The following is a 20,400-nucleotide window of genomic DNA, read 5'->3' on the forward strand; positions in this document are numbered from 1 at the left end:
TTCAGATCCTAAGTGAGCCATGATTAAACCTGAAAACCCTACTCAGTACCCGACTTGCCGTTTCTCCGTCGCACCCATGTTGGATTGGACGGATCGTCACTGCCGTTATTTCCATCGTCTGTTGTCGCAGCACGCCTTGCTGTACACCGAGATGGTGACGACCGGGGCAATCATTCATGGTAAGGGTGATTTTCTGAGCTTTAACGAGGAAGAGCATCCGGTGGCGTTGCAGCTGGGCGGTTCGAATCCGGCGGATCTGGCGCATTGTGCCAAGCTGGCGCAGGAGCGCGGGTACGATGAAGTGAACCTGAATGTCGGATGTCCGTCGGATCGTGTGCAGAACGGCCGTTTTGGTGCGTGCCTGATGGGCGAGGCGGATCTGGTAGCTTTGTGCGTGTCGGCCATGCGTGAAGTGGTGGATATTCCCGTAACGGTGAAAACCCGGATTGGTATCGATGAGCAGGATTCCTATCAGTTCCTGGCAGATTTCGTTGGTACTGTGTCTGAAAAAGGCGGCTGCGATAATTTCACCATTCATGCCCGTAAAGCCTGGCTGAGCGGCCTGAGCCCGAAAGAAAACCGTGAAATTCCGCCGCTGGATTACCCGCGTGTCTACCAGCTGAAGAAAGATTTTCCGCACCTGACCATGGCGATTAACGGCGGGGTGAAAACGCTGGCCGAGATCGAAGCACACCTGACCCACCTTGATGGGGTGATGGTCGGGCGCGAAGCGTATCAGAATCCGTATATGCTGGCGGAGCTGGATCAGCAGTTATTCGGCAGTGCGCGTCCTGTCAAAAAACGCCGCGAGGTGGTTGAAGCTATGTATCCATATATTGAGCGTCAGCTGGCGAACGGTTCGTATCTGGGTCACATTACCCGGCATATGCTGGGGTTGTTCCAGAATATGCCGGGCGCACGCCAGTGGCGCCGGCACATCAGCGAAAATGCCCACAAGCCGGGTTCGGGCATAGAAGTGGTTCAGCAAGCGCTGGATAAGATTCCCGCCCATCTGGATGTGTGATTAGCCTGCAAGATATAGTGAGTTTAACCACTCGTTATCGTCAAATTTGCTAACTTAGCCTGTAACGCCGCGAGCTGATAACGCGGCGTTTTTGTATCTTTCTGAAAAATAAGTATTTGTTTGGTAGCTGAATGTTGGCCCGAAACCTGCAGTTAAGCTGCAGTGAAGCAGGAAGGGGCAGAACGGGTTCTGTTACCTATGATGTGACGGGAGAGATTGGAATGGTAGAGTTTTTATTTTTACTGGTGTTTGCCGGTGTGCTGGTTATGACAGGGATCAGCCTGATGGGTATGGTTATCGCGATAGCGGCCGGTTTTGCAGTAATGGCGCTGGCGGGTTTATTAGGTGTGGTGATTAAACTGCTGCCATGGATTATTTTGATTGCGGTTGCTGTCTGGCTGTACCGCGGAGCCCGTCGCGAGTCGTCGATTCGCTCGTCGCGGCCACGTGATATGCATAGACGCAAATATTAGCGTGTTCAAAAAGTGAGCTTGAGCCAAATCCCTGATTCCCGGCGATGAAATGCAGTTTTCTTACATTGCATCTGGTATAGTCTGGCGCAGAAAAATCAAAGCACAATGATAAAGAGCGGAGACTCAGAAATGAAAAAAAACATGCTTTCAGCAGTGGCCGTAGCAGTGGCAATTGCAGCAGCGGTACCTGCTCAGGCTGATATGTTGCTGGGCGGCACAGTAGGCGCGGATGCCTGGATGAGCAGCGCTGAAATTAACGATGCAGTAGACGGTGGCGATAAAACCATTCCATCTTTTTATGCCTCGTTTGAACATTTTATTCCACTGATTCCAAACGCACGTATTGCTTATGCCAATGTAGAAGCGGATGCGGTGGCATTTAAACAAACAGACTTTACTCTGTATTACGAGATTCTGGATAACGATCTGGTAGCCGTGGATGTGGGTGTGTCTCTGATTAAATTCGGCGACGGCGAGTATAACGCGCAAGGTCACATGCAGACGTTTGATGATGAGTGGCAGCCGGCGATTTACGGTAATGTTGAAGTCGGTATTCCTATGACACCGCTGGCGGTATTTGTAGAAGGTAACGTTGGCAGCTTCGATGATACCAGCACGCTTGATGCTAAAGCAGGTATGAAGTTCACCATTCCTTTGGTGGCGGCCAACCTGAATCTGCGTGGCGGATACCGTGTGATGGACTACGATTTTGATGCGATCAATAATCCTGCCGGCAGCAAAGTGAAGCTGGACGGATTTTTTGCCGGTGTTGAAGTCGATTTCTGATTGGCCTATCACTGCTGAACTAAAGCCATGCTAAACGCATGGCTTTTTTGTTGCCTGTTTGCTGAGTTATAGGCCATTTTTAAAGTGGGCATTGATGCAGGAATCAGGCAGATGACAATTACCGAGTTACAGCGTTTGTATGCGGAAAGCGAAATAGTGGAAGCTGTGATTGAACCTTCACTACAGGCCAACGGCTGGGTGGTCGAATTTCGTCATCGCCGTGGTGGCTTTGTCACCCTGACTGACGGCTCAGGCAGTGAAAAGTGCTACCGGGACATAGACACTGCCACTGAGCGTGCTTTTGAAGTGGGTTTTCATCAGGTACGTATTGCCGATCATTTCTGAATGCCGTGGCGCCTGATCCCCCGGATTGGGCGTCTTTGTGCCGCTTAATTTTCTTACCTCCTGCTTTTCTCTTCCAAAAAGTTATAAAACATTCTTATCTATTCTTTCTTGTTATTTCGTCGAGTAGCTAATCTACCCTTACGCAATGTAAAGGGATCGTCGTGTCATGTTACTTAAGGAACTCTCGGCTTTAGCCAGCCCTCTCAATGATCAGCAGATCGGTCAGCTGCAACAGACAGTCGCAGAGCTGTCACCACAGCAACTGGCGTGGATTAGCGGTTATTTCTGGGGATTAAGTCAAACCCAAACGGCGGGCCATCAGCCTGCCGGTCAGCCCATCGCCGCTGTGGCAGCGAAACCGGCTGGCAAACTTACCATTATTTATGCTTCGCAGACGGGTAACGCCAAAGGCGTTGCTCAGGCGCTGAAGGAAGAAGCGGTTGCGGCTGGTATCCAGGCTGACGTGTTTGCCTCTGGCGATTACAAAGGCAAGAACCTGGCCAAGGAAACCCATGTGATCATAGTGGCTTCAACCCACGGTGAGGGTGAAGCGCCGGATGACGCCATGGAGCTGCATGAATTCCTGCAGTCCAAGCGTGCGCCTAAGCTGCCGAATCTGAGCTATGCCGTGCTGGGCCTGGGGGATTCCAGTTATGAATTCTTCTGCCAGACTGCCAAAGATTTTGACAGCTACCTCAGTAAGCTGGGTGCCAAACCTTTTGTGGATCGTATCGACTGTGATGTTGATTATGATGCCCCGGCCGCCGAGTGGCGCGCTAAAGCGCTAGAGACCATCAAGGAAGAACTGCTGGGCGGCAATGATGCCGAAGTGGTTCAGCTGCACGTGGCGCAAAACGCGACGGCGGCTGTGTCTCAGTACAATAAGCAAAATCCGTATGCGGCAGAGCTGCTGGTCAGCCAGAAAATTACCGGTCGTGATTCCGGTAAAGATGTCCGCCATGTGGAAATCGATCTCGGTGAATCCGGCCTGACTTATCAGCCGGGCGATGCGCTGGGCGTCTGGTATGACAATGATCCTGCCCTGGCTGAAGCGCTGGCAGCGAAAGTGGGTCTGTCCGGTGATGAAAGCGTTGAGGTGGACGGCCAAGCCTACAGCCTGAAAGACGCGCTGATTCACAAATACGAAATTACCGCTTCTAACCCGCAGCTGGTGACCAAGTTCGCTGAACTGTCTGGCAGTAAGAAGCTGCAGAAGCTGGTGGAAGACAAAGACAAGCTGCGTGAGTACGCGGCGAACACTCAGGTGATTGATGTCTTTGCCGAGAAGAAAACCCAGCTGAGCACTGAGCAGTTACAAGGCCTGCTGCGCCGTTTGACGCCGCGCCTGTACTCCATTGCGTCCAGCCAGGAAGAAGTGGGTGAAGAAGTGCACCTGACTGTCGGTCTGGTGGAATATCAGCAGGGCGAAGAAAGCCGCTTTGGCGGTGCTTCCAGCTTCCTGTCGCACCGTCTGGAAGAAGGCGCGAATGTTCGTGTGTTTGTTGAAGATAACAATAACTTCAAACTGCCGGCCGATGATAATACCCCGGTGATCATGATTGGTCCGGGCACAGGTATCGCGCCTTTCCGCGCTTTTGTGCAGGAGCGTGATAACCGTGATGCTGAAGGCAAAAACTGGTTGTTCTTTGGTGACCGCACCTTTACCCAGGACTTCCTGTATCAGGTGGAGTGGCAGAAGTACCTGAAAGACGGCATTTTGACCAGACTGGATGTGGCTTTCAGCCGCGATCAGTCTGAGAAAGTGTATGTCCAGCACCGTATTCTGGAAAATGCGGCAGAAGTTTGGCAGTGGCTGAAAGACGGCGCACATATTTACGTGTGTGGTGATGCCAACCGGATGGCAAAAGATGTGCATGACGCACTGATCACTGTTGTTGAGCAGCAGGGCGGCAAGAGCCGCGAAGATGCCGAGCTGTATTTGAATGATTTGCGTAAAGCCAAACGCTACCAGAAGGATGTGTACTAATGACTGAGAAACTGTCCGATAACGAACGCCTGAAACGCGAGAGTAACTTTCTGCGCGGGACCATTGAGCAGGATTTGCAGGATCGTATTACCGGTGGCTTTACGGCTGATAACTTCCAGCTGATCCGTTTCCACGGTATGTATCAGCAGGATGACCGCGATATCCGCCCGGAGCGTCAGAAGCAGAAACTGGAACCTTTGCAGAACGTCATGCTGCGCGCCCGTATGCCGGGTGGCATCATCACGCCGGAACAATGGCTGGCGATTGATAAATTCGCGCAAGACAAAACCATGTACGGCAGTATTCGTCTGACTACCCGCCAGACATTCCAGTTCCACGGTGTGCTGAAGCCGAATATTAAGCTGATGCACCAGACTCTGAACGAGTATGGCATTGACTCGATTGCCACCGCCGGTGACGTAAACCGTAACGTGCTGTGTACTTCTAACCCGGTGGAGTCAGAATTGCACCAGCAGGCGTATGACTGGGCGAAGAAGATCAGTGAACATCTGCTGCCTCAGACTCGTGCTTATGCGGAAATCTGGCTCGATGGCGAAAAAGTGGAAGGGCATCAGGATCAGGAACCGATCCTGGGCTCGAATTATCTGCCGCGTAAATTCAAAACCACAGTGGTGATTCCGCCGCAAAATGATGTGGACGTGCATGCGAATGACCTGAACTTTGTCGCTATTGCCGAAAACGGTCAGCTAATTGGCTTTAACGTGCTGGTGGGCGGCGGTCTGGCCATGACACACGGTGATACAGCGACTTATCCGCGTCGTGCAGATGATTTTGGTTTCGTACCACTGGACAAAACGCTGGATGTCGCAGCTGCAGTGGTGACAACTCAGCGTGACTGGGGTAACCGCTCTAACCGTAAGAACGCGAAAACCAAATACACCCTGGACCGTGTGGGGGTTGATGTCTTCAAGGCGGAAGTTGAGAAACGTGCCGACATTACCTTCGAAGCCAGCCGTCCTTACGAGTTCACTGATCGCGGTGACCGTATCGGCTGGGTGGATGGCATCGACGGTAAATTCCACCTGACGCTGTTCATCGAAAACGGCCGAATTCTGGATTATCCGGGTAAACCGCTGAAAACCGGTGTGGCTGAGATTGCCAAGATCCACAAAGGGGATCTGCGCATGACATCTAACCAGAATCTGATCATTGCCGGTGTGGCCAAAGAAGATAAAGCGACGATCGAAAAGATCGCCCGCGAGCACGGTTTGATTGATGACGCTGTCAGCGTGCAGCGCCAGAATTCAATGGCGTGTGTGTCGCTACCGACCTGTCCGCTGGCGATGGCAGAAGCCGAGCGTTTCTTGCCGGAATTTGTCACCGATTTTGAAGGTCTGCTGGAGAAACACGGTCTGGACAAAGACGAGCACGTTATTTTGCGCGTGACCGGCTGTCCGAATGGCTGCGGACGCGCCATGCTGGCGGAAATTGGTCTGGTGGGTAAAGCTCCGGGTCGTTATAACCTGCACCTTGGCGGCAATATTAACGGGACACGCATTCCTAAGATGTACCGTGAAAATATCACTGTTGATGAAATCATGACGGAACTGGATCAACTGGTGGGCCGCTGGGCGAAAGAGCGTGAAGACGGTGAGGGCTTTGGTGACTTTACTATCCGTAGCGGAATTATTGCCCCTGTTGAAGTCTCTGTGAGGGATTTTTATGCCTAAATATGCGTTGGCGGATTTGCTGAGTGCCACCAAAGTGGAGCAGATCCTTCGGCTGGCGGAAATTAACGCCGAGCTGGAGCAGATGACAGCCCAGGAGCGGGTTCGCTGGGCGCTGGAATTTCTGGATGGCAACTTTGCGTTGGCTTCCAGCTTTGGTATCCAGTCTGCGGTCATGCTGCATCTGGTGACTCAGGAGTCACCTAATGTGCCTGTGATTCTGACGGACACGGGATACCTGTTCCCTGAAACCTATCAGTTTGTCGACTTTCTGACCGAGCGGCTGGATCTGAATCTGAAGGTGTATCGCTCAGAGCTCAGTCCGGCCTGGCAGGAAGCACGCTACGGCCAGCTGTGGACTCAGGGCGTTGATGGTATTAAGCAGTACAACAAAATGAACAAGGTTGAGCCGATGCGCCGCGCACTGGAAGAGCTGGAGGTGAAAACCTGGTTCTCTGGCCTGCGCCGGGAGCAGTCGTCCTCCCGTGCAACCTTGCCGGTACTGGCTATTCAGAATGGTAAATTCAAATTCTTGCCGCTGATCGATTGGTCAGAACAGGACATTGATGAATACCTGCTGAAATACGATTTGCCTTATCATCCATTGCTGGCCCAAGGCTATCGTTCTGTCGGTGATGTCCACACCACAGTGAAGTGGGAACCGGGCATGAAAGAAGAAGAAACGCGTTTCTTCGGTCTGAAGCGGGAATGTGGTCTGCATGAGGATGATGCAGAGAGCGACGGTTCAGGCATCTAATCCGACAGCTTTACATTGTGGAAATAAAAAACCTGATCGGGAAACCGGTCAGGTTTTTTTATTGGTAATCAGAAAATTGACCTGAGGCTGACAGCCGAAAAAGGTGAAATCGTTACGCTCGCTGCCCGGTATCAGGTTATTGGTCAGCTGGCTGGTGTCCAGATTTTGGTCAGGGTATCAATCAGCCCGGCACTGGCGCCCTGGGTGCCCAGAAATTGTGTGATGATAGGAACGAACTGACTGATCATGCCGGCATCTAACCCTAATGCGGTGAATACCGGGCCGAGGGCGTCCATGTTATTCAGCATGCCGCCCAGTCCGGCAGGAATGGCGTCCATCAGGTTTTCTGAACCTGGGATCAGCTTGGTCAGCTCGGTGGCCTGATCGCCGCTTAACTGGCTGGCCGCCATGGACAGCAGTGCACCGGCACCGCCCGCTGCCTGTTCGGTGCTGACACCGAGTTGATCGGTCAGCATACTGGCGAGGGGGTTGTCGGCCAGCGCTTCCATTTTATCGTCACCGCCGCCGAATAAGTCGGAAAGGCTAAAAGCATGGGCGGCAGGGCTAAGGGCCAGACTGGCCAGTAATGGCATTGCAACCAGCCAGCAGCGTTGGAGTAGAGCTCGGGTCATAGTGTTCTCCTTAGAATCGTTATGAGGTTTTCCCGTGGGGAAGCCGTAAGCTACTCTAAGCGTAGTCTGGAAAAGATAAAAGAGGGCGTTTGTCAGGTTATTGTCAGGGTATGTTGCTGATATGAGACAAAAAAACGGTGCCGAAGCACCGTTTTTCAGAAGGGCGGCAGGACTTACAGGATGTCCAGCAGCTCAACTTCGAAAACAAGTGCAGCGAAAGGTGGGATGGCAGCACCAGCGCCACGCTCACCGTATGCCAGGTTTTGTGGAATATACAATTTCCACTTAGAACCGACAGGCATCATTTGCAGAGCTTCTACCCAACCTGCGATAACGCCGGTGACCGGGAATTCTGCTGGCTGACCACGTGATACTGAACTGTCGAATACAGTGCCGTCAGTCAGTTGGCCGTGGTAGTGAACACGTACTTGCTTGTCAGACGTTGGGATTTCGCCGTTACCTTCAACCAGAACTTCGTACTGAAGACCAGATTCGGTTACTGTTACTTCTGGGCGCAGTGCGTTATCTTTGAGGAAGGCTTCACCTTCAGCAGCAGCAGCTTGAGCTTGTACTTGACGAGCTTCTTCTGCGCGGGTGTGCAGATCACGCAGTGCGTCGTTGATGTCGTCTACAGCGATTTCTGGCATGTCGCCAGTCAGCGAGGTGGCGATGCCTTTGGCAATGGCAGCAACGTTCAGGCCTTCCAGGCCACTTTGAGCCAGTTGCTGGCCCATTTGCAGACCAATACCGTAGCTCGCTTTAGTTTCAACTGTATCTAGTTTAACGTCAGACATAGTGTCGTCTCTTTATGTCGAGTGAATTAAGCGGGCAGGATAACAGTTTCAACCCTCAGGGGTAAACTTTTGTGAACAGAGGTCGCATCAAAGCGTGACCCTGAAGTTTTGGCGCAGAGTGATGGAGAGTAGTTGTTATGGGACAAGCGAAACGCCGTAACCGGAAGAAATCGGCCCCGGCCCTGACACAGGTGTCGCTGACGGAATGGAAAACCCGGCTCAGCCAACTGAACTGGCGTGAAGCAGGCCAGACACAATGGCAGAAGGCCCGACTGAGGGTGCAGCCCTACTGGCAACTGTTACCAGGGTTTCATCGCAAAGCCTTACTGGTACTGATCCCTGTGGTGGTTGTGCTGTTCCTGCTGCCGGCTTCAGAGCCAGAACCTACTATCTCCGGCAGCGAGCCTGTGCGTCAGGAAGTGGCGCTGAACCTGGATGAGCCCGCGCGTTTACCTGTCGACCAGCGCCCAGAGCCGGCATCGCCGCCTCGTCCGGCAATCATCAAATCTGTGGCGTCGCCAACCGCGGTGACATCTTCGTCAACTTCAGCGACGACAACGCCCCGGCAGCCAGCTTCTGCTGAAAACTGGATAAATTATGAAGTCAAAAAAGGCGAAACCCTGGCGACCATCTTTCGTGCCAAGTCGTTACCTCTGACTGATCTGTACGCCATTGCTGCGATTGAAGGTAAAGACAAACCCCTCAGTTACATTAAATCTGGCCAGTTATTGCGTTACAAACAACTGGCCAATGGGGATCTGGATGTCCTGCAGATTGAGAGCCGCGGTGGCGATCCTGTGATGTTTTTCCGCCGCTCTGACGGTAGTTTTGCCCGCGGTAAGTAATGGATTAATCAGGCGGTTGCCGGAGTTTTCGTCAGCCGCATATCAATGTGGGGAATGCCGTCTTCCAGGTATTCGTCAGAGCTTGGCTCAAAGCCAAAGCGCCCGTAATAACTCTGTAAGTGCGACTGTGCGCCGATGTCAATGTCCTGCCCCGGCCACAGTTGTTCTGCGTACGCCAGCCCATGGGTGAGCAAGACACTTCCCATCCCTTTCCCGCGCGCTGCTTCAGCGGTGATCACCCGTCCGATACTGACATTGTCGTAGGTTGTGCCTGGCGGTAATAACCGCAGATAAGCCATCAGAGTGCCATTGTCATAAGCGACTAAATGATGCACACCCTGAGCTTTGTCGTGGCCGTCGAGTTCCGGATACGGGCAGTTCTGTTCAACCACGAACACATCCACCCTGAGTTTCATGATGTCATATAGTTGATCAGTGCTGAGCTGATCAAAACGAAGGCATTGCCACTGCATTGATTGTGTCCTTTTACTACGGCTTCTGTACCTGAGTACCAGCATAAAATGCGCGATGAGATATCGCAACCGGCGTTTATTTTCCTGACGCGGCCAGATGACGCTGCAGGCTGTCCAGCTGGCTCAGTGACAGGTTTAGAAACGATGCCAGTTGTGGCGCAGTGATGTGTGTTGCCAGCTCATCGATGCTGTCAGTGAACAGGGCGTAGCGTCGTGCCGGGCTGTACAGGCGCATGAACTGCTCTTTTTGTTCCCGGAACAGCAATTGCCTCTCGGCCAGGGCCATATACAGGGCTGGATGGTCATCGCGCCAGCGAAGAATCAGCTCTGCTGGTAGGGTCTGGATCAGGCAGGGTGACAAGGTTTCCAGCAGATAGGGCGATCCCTCGTCGGTCAGCAGGCTTTCAAAGCCAATCAGCAGATCCTGTTCCCAGAAGAAATCTTTGCTGATGGTTTTACCGTCTCCGGTGATGTAACAGGCATGGCACAGGCCATCAATCAGAAAATACGCCTGTGTTGCCAGTTCTCCCTGATTGATCAGCACATGCCGGGTAGGCAGTTCTAACGGTTCGGCCAGTGACAGTGCCTGATCGATAGTGGCCTGATCGGCACCGTGCAGGGCCAGAAATTGCGCGAGTGGTGAGGTCATAGTGTTCTGTCGTTGTTGAAGTCATCTATATCTAGCTTACCAAAAAATACCGCGACCACAGGCCGCGGTATTGGGATATCGTTTGTATGGTTTGAAATCAGTGTTGCAGGTCAATCCGGTAAATTGCAAAGCCGGCAGCATCTGTATTGACTTGTTTCATCGGATACTGACCTTTGTCTTTGATAAAGGATGCCGCTTTGTCGCTCGGTGAGGTCTCAAAGCGGATGTCCAGTTGCGTTGTGCTCCTGAGCGGGGCAAAGCGCCAGTTATTGTCGGCACTCGGTACAACTTGCCCGTCGTCTTTACTTACCCGGCTGATGTAACTGGCCAGCACGGTGCGGTTTTCATCCGGTGCTGCAAAGGCGATGAATTGCTCACCCGTCCCGGCAAACTTGGCACTGTAAGCGCGGTAATTGTTAGTTGCGATGATGAAGGGCTGGGCCGGATCTATGGCTTTGCCCTGATAGGTTAATTGCTGGATCCGTTCGGATGCCGGGTTGATGAGCTTACAGTCACCGTCGTAACGGGCGGGCTGAGAGACATCCACCTGATACTGAACACCGTCAATCACGTCGAAGTTATAGGTGCGGAAGTCTTCCCAGTTGATCAGTGACTGTGGCGCGCCTGAGCTGAGATCGATCTGGTTAAATTGTCCGGCAGAGCACTCCAGCCACTCTTTGACTTCTTTACCTGTCACTTTCAGCGCCACCAGGGTGTTTGGATACAGGTACAGGTCGGCTGCGTTACGAAAGGTCAGCTGGCCGGCTTCCACTTCGGTGTAGTTGCCCGGATCGTTAGCCCGCCCGCCTGCCTTGAACGGGGCGGCAGCCGACAGTACCGGCAGGCCGTCTAGATCCGGGTCGCCCTGAATAAAGCGCTCCACGTAATCTTTCTGTGCCAGGTTCACAATCTGTACGGTCGGATCATCCTGTACCAGCGCAAGATAGCTGTACATCACGTCACTGGCTTTACCGATCGGCTGGTTGACAAATTCACGTGTCCCCTTGTGATCCTCCATCACGGCTGCGACCAGTTTACTGTCCGCCGCTACCTGCGCTTTGCCGTCGGCAAATATCGGGCGAGCCTGGGTTTGACGCTCAGTCACTATCCACTTGCCATCTTGCCGGGTCAGCTCCAGATCGATCACCCCCAGATGATCGCCCCAACGGCCGGGCATCACAGCCGCGACACCATTGATAGTACCTTTTTCTATGTCCGTATTGGGCAGGTTGGCAAAGGTTTGGCTCGGGAAGACAGCGTGGGCATGGCCGAAGGCGATTGCATCTATGCCTTTCACTTCTGTCAGGTAATAAACCGAGTTTTTCGCCATGGCATGGTAAGGATCGGCAGACACGCCTGAATGCGGAATCGCGACTATGATATCGGCGCCTTCGGCTTTCATCTTAGGCACGAAATAGTCTGCGGTTTGCTTGATGTCTCTGGCGCTCATCTTGCCTTCCAGATTCTTTTTATCCCAGGTCATGATTTGCGGCGGCACAAAGCCGATGTAGCCGATCTTTACCTCATGCTCTGTGCCGTCGGTATCTTTCAGGCGATAGGTTTTAATCAGATAAGGGGTAAAGAGGTTTTCCCCCGTCCTGAGGTCGTAGACATTGGCATTGATATAGGGGAAGTTTGCGCCTTTTAATGCCGCTTGCAGGAAATCCAGCCCGTAATTGAATTCATGGTTACCTATAATCAAGTGGGTTCATGGCTTTATAGACAGGGTGAACATCACCGTCTGCCAGACCTTTCGCTGCCATGTAGTCACCCATCGGGCTGCCCTGAATCAGATCGCCGTTATCAACCAGCACACTGTTAGTGACTTCGCGCCTGGCTTGCTCGATTAAGGTGGCGGTACGGACCAGCCCGGTTTTCTCGGTGGCTTTATCTTTGTAGTAGTCGTAGTCCATGACATTGGCGTGAATGTCGGTGGTTTCAAGAATGCGCAGTTGAATGGTGTCTGCCAGTGCCGGGTCTGCTGCTGCCAGCAGTGCGCCCAGTATGGCAAGTGAAAGTGGTTTTGCTCTTAAAGACATGATTTCACCGTCATTAATGGAGTAAGTTACGCGCTAAAAGTAGCAAAAATACTGTTAATGAAATGCAAGAGCTTGTCAGATATGTGACCTGAGTGCGCTTCCTTGCTCTGCATTAGGTTTCTTTCTCGAGCCACTGTATTCAGGTATGCGGACGGGCGAAAGAGTTAGATCTTAAAGGCATAAGATAAGCTATTTTTAATGGATAAAAACCGGAAAAGTGATTGTTTTATACGGTGTTAGGGGCGATTTGCTGAGATATCAGGAAGGATTGTTCCCGCAAGGTGGTTAAGTCGGCCAAGCTAAACTTTTGGGAATAAAAAATGAAATTTTAGAATTTCAGGTAATAACTTGCCCCGTCTATAGTGCTGTTACGTACAGAGAGTAAGAGCAGTGACTATGGACTATTTACCTATTTTTGCCGATTTAAAGCGTCGCCCATGCCTGGTAGTAGGCGGTGGAGAAGTGGCCTGGCGTAAAACCCGGATGCTGCTTAAAGCCGGTGCCGATGTTCGTGTCATTGCTCCTGAGCTCAATGCCGATTTTCTGCAGGCGGCAGATAACGGTGACATTACTCTTCTTGCTGAGCATTTTATGCCAGAACACCTTGACGGTATCTTTCTGGCTATCGCTGCCACCGATCGCAAAGCCATCAATGCTCTGGTGTACCAGTCGGCAAATCAGCGACAGGTGCTGGTGAATGTGGTGGATGATACCCAGCGTTGCAGTTTCATCGTGCCATCGATTGTTGATCGCTCTCCTCTTATTGTGGCTATTTCATCTTCTGGCAAAGCGCCGGTACTGGCGCGTCTGGTCCGTGAGAAGCTGGAAGCCTTGCTGCCTCAGCATCTTGGTAAAATGGCGACGCTGGCAGGCCAGTTTCGCGATCGCCTGAAGAATACGGTGAAAAGCCTGTCTGCCCGCCGTCTGTTCTGGGAGCAGGCATTTGACGGCCGTTTCGCCGAGCTGGTTGCCGCCGGGCAAGATAAAGAAGCCGAGCAGGAATTGATTCGCCAGTCCCAGCAGGTGACTACCCAGGGCCAGGTTGCACTGATTGGTTCCGGCCCCGGCGACGCCGGTTTGCTGACCCTGCGTGCATTGCAATTAATGCAGCAGGCCGATGTGGTGCTGTATGACTATCTGGTATCGGACGACATCATGGATCTGGTACGCCGTGATGCGGAGCTGGTCTGTGTTGGTAAACGCGCCGGTTATCACAGTGTGCCGCAGGAAGAAACTAACCGCCTGCTGGTGGAATACGCCAGTCAGGGCAAACGGGTGGTTCGCCTGAAAGGCGGTGATCCTTTCATTTTCGGCCGCGGAGCAGAAGAGCTGGAAGTGCTGTTTGATGCCGGTATCCCGTTCCAGGTTGTGCCGGGCATTACCGCCGCAGCTGGCGCGACGGCCTATGCCGGAATTCCCCTGACACACAGAGATCATGCACAAAGTGCCATGTTTATTACCGGTCATACCAAGCCGGACAGCGACAATCTCGACTGGTCTACACTGGCACGCGGTAAGCAGACGCTGGTGATTTACATGGGGCTGATGAAATCAAGCCACATCCAGCAACAACTGATTCAGCATGGCCGCGCTGCAGAAACGCCGATTGCGATTATCGAGCGCGGCACGCAGGCATCGCAAAAAGTCTTCAGAGGCCAACTGAGCGAGCTGGCTCAACTGGCAGAGAATGCAGAATCGCCGTCACTCATCGTGGTGGGTGAAGTGGTGACTCTTGCGGATAAATTACATTGGTTCGGAAAGCAGGAACAACAAGGGCAACCACACCCCGCTGTCGTGAGCCTGGCTTAACATGGAGAGAAAGATGGATCCGAAACGCCTTACCCACCTTAAGCAGCTCGAAGCGGAGAGTATTCATATCATCCGTGAAGTGGCCGCTGAGTTTGATAACCCTGTGATGATGTACTCCATCGGTAAAGATTCATCGGTGATGCTGCATCTGGCCCGTAAAGCCTTTTATCCGGGGAAAATTCCTTTTCCGCTGCTGCATGTCGATACCGACTGGAAATTCCGCGAAATGATCGAGTTTCGCGATGCGACAGCGAAGAAATACGGTTTTGACCTGCTGGTGCATAAAAACCCGGAAGGCATGGCGATGGGTATCAGCCCGTTCGAGCATGGCTCGTCAAAGCATACCGATATTATGAAAACCCAGGGCCTGAAGCAGGCACTGAACCAGTACGGTTTCGACGCCGCATTCGGCGGCGCCCGTCGTGACGAAGAGAAATCCCGTGCCAAAGAGCGCGTGTATTCTTTCCGCGACAAGAACCACACCTGGGATCCGAAAAACCAGCGCCCTGAGTTGTGGAAGACCTATAACGGCCAGATCAACAAAGGCGAGAGCATCCGAGTGTTCCCGCTGTCGAACTGGACCGAGCTGGATATCTGGCAATACATCTACCTGGAAGGCATCGATATTGTGCCGCTCTACCTGTCACAGGAACGTCCTGTGGTTGATCGCGACGGCATGCTGATCATGGTGGATGATGACCGCATGAAGCTGCGTCCGGGTGAGCAAATTGAACACAAGAGCGTACGCTTCCGTACCTTGGGCTGTTACCCGCTGACCGGTGCAATTGAATCTGAGGCCAAAACCTTGCCTGAGATCATTGAAGAAATGCTGGTGGCTACCTCCAGTGAGCGTCAGGGACGGGCGATCGACCACGATCAGTCGGGATCCATGGAATTGAAGAAACGTCAGGGTTATTTCTAAGGAGTCGGGACATGAACAGCGCAATTCAACAACAAGTAGCTGAGCTGGGCATTGAAGCTTATCTGGATCAGCACCAGAACAAGTCTCTGCTTCGGTTCCTGACCTGTGGTTCAGTGGATGACGGCAAAAGTACGCTGATTGGCCGTCTGCTGCACGATTCACAGCAAATTTATGAAGATCAACTGGCCGCTATTCACGCTGACAGTCAGAAAGTGGGCACCACTGGCAGTAAGCCGGATCTGGCCTTGCTGGTTGACGGTCTGCAAGCGGAACGTGAGCAGGGCATCACTATTGATGTGGCTTACCGTTATTTCTCGACTCAGCAACGCAAGTTCATCATTGCCGACACCCCGGGGCATGAGCAGTACACCCGCAACATGGCGACAGGCGCCTCTACCTGTGATGTGGCTGTGATTCTGATTGATGCCCGTAAAGGCGTGTTGGATCAGACCCGTCGTCACTCTTACATTGCCAGCCTGCTGGGGATTCGCCAGTTTGTGGTGGCCGTCAACAAGATGGATCTGGTCGGTTTTGAGCAGGCCCGCTTCGAGCAGATCCGGGATGATTATCTGGCGTTTGCCAAAAAGCTCAATGCTGACATCAATATCCAATTGGTTCCGCTGTCGGCACTGGAAGGCGACAATGTCGTCACCGCCAGTGAGCTGACACCCTGGTATGAAGGCGAGCCGCTGCTGTCTTTGCTGGAAAGTGTGGAAATCAACAAAAAAGTGGACGGTGAATTACGCTTTCCTGTGCAATATGTTAATCGCCCGAATCTGGACTTCCGCGGCTTTGCAGGCACGCTGGCCTCGGGCACTGTGACTGTCGGAGATGCGGTGAAAGTGTTGCCATCGGGTAAATCGTCAACGGTTGCCCGTATTGTGACTTTCGACGGTGATCTGGCTCAGGCTCATTCCGGGCAGGCAATTACGCTGACCCTGAACGATGAGATTGATATCAGCCGCGGTGACACTATCGTTCATGCTGGTGACGACGTTGCACTCAGCAATCAGCTACTGGCTGACATTGTCTGGATGGCTGAAGCACCACTGGAAACCGGTCGTCAGTACGATATCAAAGTGGCGGGCAAGAAAACGCTCGGCTCGGTTAGTGCGATTCGCCATCAGGTTGATATTAATAACCTGGACACCTTTGCCACCGATGTGCTGCCTCTCAACGGCATTGGACTGTGCGAAGTGGTGCTCAATGAGTCTATCGCGATCGATTCATACCAGAATTGTGCCGATACCGGTGGTTTTATTCTGATTGACCGCCTGACCAATGTGACTGTGGGTGCCGGCATGGTGCGTGAGGCGCTGACGGAATCCGCCCCGTCTCAGCAGGCATACAGCGCCTTTGAGGTTGAGCTCAACGCGCTGGTCCGTAAGCACTTCCCGCACTGGGGTGCCAAAGATCTCAGTAAGTTGCTGGGGTAATGCCGATGGCATGGGAACAAGCTCTGGTACTGGCGATGCTGGTGGTGATCATAACCTGTTTGATCACCACCAGAATCAAACCTGCCTATCTGTTTGCAGGTACAGCCTTTATTGGTTTTCAAACCGGGATGATAGAGCTGTCAACTTTGGCGGGTAACTTCACCAACGCGTCGTTGCTGACCCTGGTCCTGCTGATCCTTGTTTCCATTGCTCTTGAAAAAACGCGCCTGATCAGTTGGGTCGGGCGCCAAATTTCTCAGGGAGGACAAACGTCTGTGGTGGCCAAACTTGGCCTGTCGACGGCTTTCCTGTCTTCCTTTACCAATAACACGGCAGTGGTGGTGTCCTTGATTGGCGCAGTAAAGCGTAATCAGCGCCATGCGCCGTCTCGTTTGTTAATACCACTGTCCTACACCGCGATATTAGGCGGTACGCTGACCCTGATTGGTACCTCGACCAATCTGATTGTAAACAGCTTTGTCGAAGATGCCGGGTTACCCAGCCTGGGCTTTTTTGCGCCTTCAATGATTGGACTGGCGGTGTTGCTGGTCGGGCTGGTGTTTTTGATCCCCCTCAGCCACTTTCTACCCAATTACGATGACAGCAGCCAGGATGAACTGCCTTACTTTCTGGAAGCCAAAATAGAGCCGACCTCATCGCTGGTTGGCAAGTCGGTTGCTGAAAATGGCTTACGGGCACTGCGCCGCTTGTTTCTTGCAGAAATCATTCGTGACGGCAAGACGATTGCACCTGTGTGTCCCGAGACGGTATTGCGGGCCGGCGACAGTCTGCTGTTCTGTGGCGATATCGAAAGTGTCACGACCTTACAGGAAATCGACGGACTGAGGTTATTTGGCCAGCACCACCTCAATGGGCAGTCCATGATGGAAGTGGTGGTCAGTCATTCTGCCGGTATTCGGGGTAAAACGCTGAAAAGCGTGCAGTTCCGCGAACGTTTTGATGCTGTGGTGGTGGCGATCCGTCGCGGCCATGAACGTCTGGCCGGCGGACTGGGTAATATTGAACTGCATCCTGGTGATACTCTGGTGATTGTGCCCGGCAAAACGTTTCATGAGAAAAAGCAGACGTTAAATCGTGAATTTGTCCTGATCAATGGTCTGGACTCCAGCGCCCGGCTGGATAGCACCAAGAGCATGGCCGTGCTGGGCGGTTTTGTTGCTGTGATTACCGCGGGCCTGCTGGATGCTTTACCTCTGATCAAAGGACTGGCCGGTTATCTTTTGTTGTTGCTGGCAACCGGTATCATCAGCTTTGCCGAAATTCGCCGCCGTTTTCCAATTGATATAGTGGTGATTGTTGGCTCGGCATTATCACTGGCTCAACTGATGCTTGCCAGCGGCCTGTCTGAGCAGATGGGCAATATCATGATGACATCCTTTAATGGCTGGGGCGTCTACGGCGGGTTAGTGGCCGTGTATCTGTTGACCTTGCTGATGACTGAGCTGGTGACGAACAATGCTGCGGCAGCCTTGTCTTTCCCTTTAGCGTACAGTCTGGCACTGAGCTATGGGGTCGATCCTATGCCCTTTATTATGGCGGTGCTGTTTGGTGCCAGTGCCAGTTTTATTTCACCTTATGGTTATCAGACGAATTTGCTCGTTTACACCGTAGGCAACTATAAGTTGCGAGATTATCTACGGATCGGGTTGCCGTTTTCCGTGATGTACTCAGTGGTTGTATTAGCCCTGATCCCGCAGTTCTTTCCTTTTTAATGTGTTATAGCAACGGAGTGTAAAATGACCGCTGTCGTTCAACCCCATGAAAATGAAAACGTGGTCTGGCACAATCACCAGACCGATAAAGCACAGCGTGCTCAGTTAAAAAATCAGAGACCCTGCGTGCTGTGGTTTACCGGGTTGAGCGGTGCCGGCAAATCGACGGTGGCCGGGGCGTTGGAAAATCGCCTGGCTGAACAGGGCTTCCATACTTATCTGCTGGATGGCGATAATGTTCGCCATGGCCTGTGCAAGGATCTGGGTTTCTCTGCTGAGGATCGTAAGGAAAACATTCGACGTATCGGGGAAATGGCTAAGCTGATGGCTGATGCTGGTCTCATTGTGCTGACCGCGTTTATCTCTCCCCATAGAACTGAGCGTCAGTTGGTTCGTGAACTCCTGCCTGAGGGAGAGTTCATTGAAGTCTTCGTGGATACACCTCTGGCAGAATGTGAAAAGCGCGATCCTAAGGGCCTGTATAAGAAAGCCAGAGCGGGAGAGATTAAAGACTTTACCGGCATTGATTCTGAATATCAGCCGCCGGCGAATCCAGAGATTCATCTGCAAGCGGGCAACGCATCGGTTGATGAGCTGGTGACTCTGTGCGTGGAAGCATTAAAACAGCGTCACATTATTTAAGACAAGGAGTACAGCGTGAGCGCACTACTGGAGTCTCTCTATCAGGTTGCACTGGAAGCAGGGCAAACCATCATGGACTGCTATCACAGCAATGTCCGGGTTGAAGAAAAAGCGGACAAGAGCCCGGTCACTGAAGCTGACCTGGCTGCCAATGCGGTGATAGTCCGCCATTTATTACAGCTTACGCCCGATATCCCAATTCTCTCTGAGGAATCTGCTCATACTGAATGGCGTGACCGTCAGCACTGGCAATCATTCTGGCTGGTGGATCCGCTTGATGGAACAAAAGAGTTTCTTCGGAAAAACGGTGAGTTTACGGTTAACATTGCCTTGATTAAGGAAGGCAGGCCCGTGCTTGCCATAGTGCATGCTCCTGCTTTGGGTAAAACCTGGCTGGGAGACGGTAATAAAGCCTGGCTGCAAACCAAGGCTGGTCGGGAACCAATCCGAGTGAGAGAAGCAACAGTGCCGACCGTGGTGGGGAGCCGTTCTCATCCAAGTCCGGACATGGCTGACTTTCTCAATAAGTTGGGTCAGCACAAGATGACTGAGGTCGGGTCATCCCTGAAATTTTGTCTGGTCGCAGAAGGAAGGGCGCAATTCTACCCACGTTTAGGGCCAACCATGATGTGGGATACCGCTGCCGGTCAGTGTATAGCAGAAAGTGCAGGTGCATCCGTCACCTTATTTAATCAAGAGCCACTGCAATATCACAGGGAAGAGTTGCTGAACCCTTCTTTCCTGGTTAGCTGTAAGTAAATGCTTTTATGCCGTCGGGGTAACCCGACGGGTTGCTCTTCTGCTCTAGTAGGTTGAGCTGATCGTTTCCTCGGTTGCTACGCTCTCCTCTGAGTCTCTGTTTCTTTATCTTGTCTGTCCCATGCCTGTTTTGGCTGTTTTTTTGTGTTTTTTATCAGTTTCAGAGCAAAAGGTAGCCGGTTGCAATGAAATCACCAAAAAACACTTGCTGCTTTCAGCTAACCCCCTATAATGCCGCCTCACTGACAGGGCACACACGGGTTTGAATAAGTTCTTGGTAACTTGTGAATAACTTGTGTGAACTGAAAGTGGCGCAAAAAGAAAGAGAAACAGGGTTGACACTCGTTTTTGTTTTTGTAAAATGCGCACCCTCACCGAGTAAAAGGTGCTAAAGGTTTAAAACCAGAAGTTATCCTTGGTGAGCTCTTAGTTAAGAAGGTGTTTGAAAAAGTTTTTAAAAATAACGCTTGACTGAGAAAAAATGCTGGGTAGAATACGCAGCCCTGACCAACGAGACATAACGTTGAGTCAACGTTCTTTAACAATTTGACCATGCAATCTGTGTGGGCACTCGACAATGATACAGTCATAAAAGATTTATCAGTGA

Annotated in this window: 18 protein-coding genes and 1 pseudogene; 14 read left to right on the plus strand and 5 right to left on the minus strand. The window is 52.1% G+C overall.

Going from position 1 to position 20,400, the window contains the following annotated elements:
• Nucleotides 1–19 precede the first annotated feature (19 nt).
• The 7 genes from dusA to Q4491_RS17970 all read left to right on the plus strand — a co-directional run bounded on the left by dusA (nt 20) and on the right by Q4491_RS17970 (nt 7,060).
• Entirely contained in the window at nt 20–1,024 is a 1,005-nt protein-coding gene (gene dusA, locus Q4491_RS17940; protein ID WP_303459570.1) for a tRNA dihydrouridine(20/20a) synthase DusA, read from the plus strand.
• Between the two features lie 221 nt (nt 1,025–1,245).
• Nucleotides 1,246–1,497, plus strand: a complete 252-nt coding sequence (gene pspG, locus Q4491_RS17945; RefSeq protein ID WP_192017783.1) for an envelope stress response protein PspG — start codon at nt 1,246–1,248, stop codon at nt 1,495–1,497.
• Between the two features lie 129 nt (nt 1,498–1,626).
• Entirely contained in the window at nt 1,627–2,283 is a 657-nt protein-coding gene (locus Q4491_RS17950; protein ID WP_192017784.1) for a TIGR04219 family outer membrane beta-barrel protein, read from the plus strand.
• A 111-nt stretch (nt 2,284–2,394) separates the two neighbouring features.
• Nucleotides 2,395–2,628, plus strand: a complete 234-nt coding sequence (locus tag Q4491_RS17955) for a thymidylate kinase (RefSeq protein ID WP_192017785.1) — start codon at nt 2,395–2,397, stop codon at nt 2,626–2,628.
• A 166-nt stretch (nt 2,629–2,794) separates the two neighbouring features.
• Nucleotides 2,795–4,615: an assimilatory sulfite reductase (NADPH) flavoprotein subunit gene (locus tag Q4491_RS17960; protein ID WP_237796213.1), complete on the plus strand. Its 1,821-nt coding sequence runs from the start codon at nt 2,795–2,797 to the stop codon at nt 4,613–4,615.
• Nucleotides 4,615–6,306, plus strand: a complete 1,692-nt coding sequence (gene cysI, locus Q4491_RS17965) for an assimilatory sulfite reductase (NADPH) hemoprotein subunit (RefSeq protein WP_192017787.1) — start codon at nt 4,615–4,617, stop codon at nt 6,304–6,306. Before Q4491_RS17960 ends, cysI begins: the two co-directional genes overlap by 1 nt.
• The gene (locus Q4491_RS17970; RefSeq protein WP_237796211.1) at nt 6,299–7,060 is read left to right on the plus strand and encodes a phosphoadenylyl-sulfate reductase; all 762 of its coding nucleotides are present in this window, start codon (nt 6,299–6,301) and stop codon (nt 7,058–7,060) included. Before cysI ends, Q4491_RS17970 begins: the two co-directional genes overlap by 8 nt.
• Before the next feature lie 143 nt (nt 7,061–7,203).
• Here Q4491_RS17970 and Q4491_RS17975 read toward each other — a convergent pair whose 3' ends face one another.
• The gene (locus Q4491_RS17975; RefSeq protein WP_237584192.1) at nt 7,204–7,692 is read right to left on the minus strand and encodes a DUF2780 domain-containing protein; all 489 of its coding nucleotides are present in this window, start codon (nt 7,690–7,692) and stop codon (nt 7,204–7,206) included.
• Between the two features lie 173 nt (nt 7,693–7,865).
• A complete protein-coding gene (locus Q4491_RS17980) occupies nt 7,866–8,486 on the minus strand; it encodes an FKBP-type peptidyl-prolyl cis-trans isomerase (protein ID WP_192017789.1) in 621 nt (206 codons plus the stop codon).
• A 137-nt stretch (nt 8,487–8,623) separates the two neighbouring features.
• On the opposite strand from Q4491_RS17980, the gene Q4491_RS17985 reads away from it, so the two are divergent.
• A complete protein-coding gene (locus Q4491_RS17985) occupies nt 8,624–9,331 on the plus strand; it encodes a LysM-like peptidoglycan-binding domain-containing protein (RefSeq protein WP_303459579.1) in 708 nt (235 codons plus the stop codon).
• Between the two features lie 8 nt (nt 9,332–9,339).
• Here the strand turns inward: Q4491_RS17985 and Q4491_RS17990 are convergent, their stop codons facing one another.
• The 3 genes and pseudogenes from Q4491_RS17990 to Q4491_RS18000 form a co-directional block, all read right to left on the minus strand.
• Entirely contained in the window at nt 9,340–9,804 is a 465-nt protein-coding gene (locus tag Q4491_RS17990) for a GNAT family N-acetyltransferase (protein ID WP_192017791.1), read from the minus strand.
• Nucleotides 9,805–9,880: 76 nt separating this feature from the next.
• Entirely contained in the window at nt 9,881–10,453 is a 573-nt protein-coding gene (locus tag Q4491_RS17995) for a Crp/Fnr family transcriptional regulator (RefSeq protein WP_303459583.1), read from the minus strand.
• Between the two features lie 97 nt (nt 10,454–10,550).
• Nucleotides 10,551–12,492, minus strand: a pseudogene (locus tag Q4491_RS18000) (bifunctional 2',3'-cyclic-nucleotide 2'-phosphodiesterase/3'-nucleotidase).
• Between the two features lie 396 nt (nt 12,493–12,888).
• On the opposite strand from Q4491_RS18000, the gene cysG reads away from it, so the two are divergent.
• The 6 genes from cysG to cysQ are packed head-to-tail and all read left to right on the plus strand — an operon-like array spanning nt 12,889 to nt 19,793.
• Complete coding sequence (gene cysG, locus Q4491_RS18005; RefSeq protein WP_192017794.1) at nt 12,889–14,301, plus strand: siroheme synthase CysG; 1,413 nt, start codon at nt 12,889–12,891, stop codon at nt 14,299–14,301.
• A gap of 13 nt (nt 14,302–14,314) precedes the next feature.
• Nucleotides 14,315–15,223 (plus strand): sulfate adenylyltransferase subunit CysD, encoded by a 909-nt coding sequence (cysD, locus tag Q4491_RS18010; RefSeq protein ID WP_192017795.1) that lies wholly within the window; start codon nt 14,315–14,317, stop codon nt 15,221–15,223.
• 11 nt (nt 15,224–15,234) lie between these two features.
• On the plus strand, nt 15,235–16,659 hold the full coding sequence (gene cysN / locus Q4491_RS18015) for a sulfate adenylyltransferase subunit CysN (RefSeq protein ID WP_192017796.1): 1,425 nt from the start codon (nt 15,235–15,237) through the stop codon (nt 16,657–16,659).
• A 5-nt stretch (nt 16,660–16,664) separates the two neighbouring features.
• Nucleotides 16,665–18,392, plus strand: coding sequence for an SLC13 family permease (locus tag Q4491_RS18020; protein ID WP_303459587.1), 1,728 nt, complete (start codon nt 16,665–16,667; stop codon nt 18,390–18,392).
• 24 nt (nt 18,393–18,416) lie between these two features.
• Entirely contained in the window at nt 18,417–19,034 is a 618-nt protein-coding gene (cysC, locus tag Q4491_RS18025; protein WP_192017798.1) for an adenylyl-sulfate kinase, read from the plus strand.
• Nucleotides 19,035–19,049: 15 nt separating this feature from the next.
• The gene (cysQ, locus tag Q4491_RS18030; RefSeq protein ID WP_192017799.1) at nt 19,050–19,793 is read left to right on the plus strand and encodes a 3'(2'),5'-bisphosphate nucleotidase CysQ; all 744 of its coding nucleotides are present in this window, start codon (nt 19,050–19,052) and stop codon (nt 19,791–19,793) included.
• Nucleotides 19,794–20,400 lie beyond the last annotated feature (607 nt).

This window comes from Photobacterium sp. 2_MG-2023 (genome assembly GCF_030547675.1).
In the GTDB taxonomy this organism is placed as follows: domain Bacteria; phylum Pseudomonadota; class Gammaproteobacteria; order Enterobacterales; family Vibrionaceae; genus Photobacterium; species Photobacterium arenosum.

Coding starts and splice junctions, on each gene's coding strand:
- dusA (WP_303459570.1), top strand. CDS start 20: ATGATTAAACCTGAAAACCCTACTCAGTACCCGACTTGCCGTTTCTCC.
- pspG (WP_192017783.1), top strand. CDS start 1,246: ATGGTAGAGTTTTTATTTTTACTGGTGTTTGCCGGTGTGCTGGTTATG.
- Q4491_RS17950 (WP_192017784.1), top strand. CDS start 1,627: ATGAAAAAAAACATGCTTTCAGCAGTGGCCGTAGCAGTGGCAATTGCA.
- Q4491_RS17955 (WP_192017785.1), top strand. CDS start 2,395: ATGACAATTACCGAGTTACAGCGTTTGTATGCGGAAAGCGAAATAGTG.
- Q4491_RS17960 (WP_237796213.1), top strand. CDS start 2,795: ATGTTACTTAAGGAACTCTCGGCTTTAGCCAGCCCTCTCAATGATCAG.
- cysI (WP_192017787.1), top strand. CDS start 4,615: ATGACTGAGAAACTGTCCGATAACGAACGCCTGAAACGCGAGAGTAAC.
- Q4491_RS17970 (WP_237796211.1), top strand. CDS start 6,299: ATGCCTAAATATGCGTTGGCGGATTTGCTGAGTGCCACCAAAGTGGAG.
- Q4491_RS17975 (WP_237584192.1), bottom strand. CDS start 7,692: ATGACCCGAGCTCTACTCCAACGCTGCTGGCTGGTTGCAATGCCATTA.
- Q4491_RS17980 (WP_192017789.1), bottom strand. CDS start 8,486: ATGTCTGACGTTAAACTAGATACAGTTGAAACTAAAGCGAGCTACGGT.
- Q4491_RS17985 (WP_303459579.1), top strand. CDS start 8,624: ATGGGACAAGCGAAACGCCGTAACCGGAAGAAATCGGCCCCGGCCCTG.
- Q4491_RS17990 (WP_192017791.1), bottom strand. CDS start 9,804: ATGCAGTGGCAATGCCTTCGTTTTGATCAGCTCAGCACTGATCAACTA.
- Q4491_RS17995 (WP_303459583.1), bottom strand. CDS start 10,453: ATGACCTCACCACTCGCGCAATTTCTGGCCCTGCACGGTGCCGATCAG.
- cysG (WP_192017794.1), top strand. CDS start 12,889: ATGGACTATTTACCTATTTTTGCCGATTTAAAGCGTCGCCCATGCCTG.
- cysD (WP_192017795.1), top strand. CDS start 14,315: ATGGATCCGAAACGCCTTACCCACCTTAAGCAGCTCGAAGCGGAGAGT.
- cysN (WP_192017796.1), top strand. CDS start 15,235: ATGAACAGCGCAATTCAACAACAAGTAGCTGAGCTGGGCATTGAAGCT.
- Q4491_RS18020 (WP_303459587.1), top strand. CDS start 16,665: ATGGCATGGGAACAAGCTCTGGTACTGGCGATGCTGGTGGTGATCATA.
- cysC (WP_192017798.1), top strand. CDS start 18,417: ATGACCGCTGTCGTTCAACCCCATGAAAATGAAAACGTGGTCTGGCAC.